This is a genomic window from [Flexibacter] sp. ATCC 35208 (assembly GCF_001975825.1).
In the GTDB taxonomy this organism is placed as follows: Bacteria; Bacteroidota; Bacteroidia; order Chitinophagales; family Chitinophagaceae; genus Chitinophaga.
Genome location: NZ_MTKN01000332.1, coordinates 1 through 386, shown reverse-complemented (window position 1 = coordinate 386; position 386 = coordinate 1). Strand labels below are relative to the sequence as shown.

1 protein-coding gene is annotated in these 386 nt (G+C 27.2%); it reads right to left on the bottom strand.

The window, feature by feature from the left end:
* Window positions 1-80: 80 nt before the first annotated feature.
* Window positions 81-386, bottom strand: a 306-nt coding sequence (locus tag BW716_RS35780; protein ID WP_143709277.1) for a DUF1810 domain-containing protein, incomplete at its 5' end; no start/stop codon positions are given.

The following is a 386-nucleotide window of genomic DNA, read 5'->3' as shown; positions in this document are numbered from 1 at the left end:
AAATATAAAAATCTTATTTGCAAATACGCTAAAAGCTATATATTATTTTAAAATTATTTCAGTTTTTTTATTTCGGAAAACTAAAAATTATAAAGCAATTGCAGCGTATGAAAATCAGATGATCCGTCAAAATATTTATCCAATACGTCATTAAAAACAGGTTCTGTATTTTGAATACTGGCAAATAAAGTCATACAGGATTGTAATTTTTCATTATCGGGATTCCCGAATATTTCTTCTGCTGTTTTTTCATCAGTTTTGATTAATTCAGCCGTAATTTCAATAAGATGTTTTCCCAGTATTGGATGTTCTAAAAAGGCTATTGCTTCATCTGCATTTTTTATTTCGTAGAATTTTGAAATATCACAAGATCCAAGTCCTTTTAT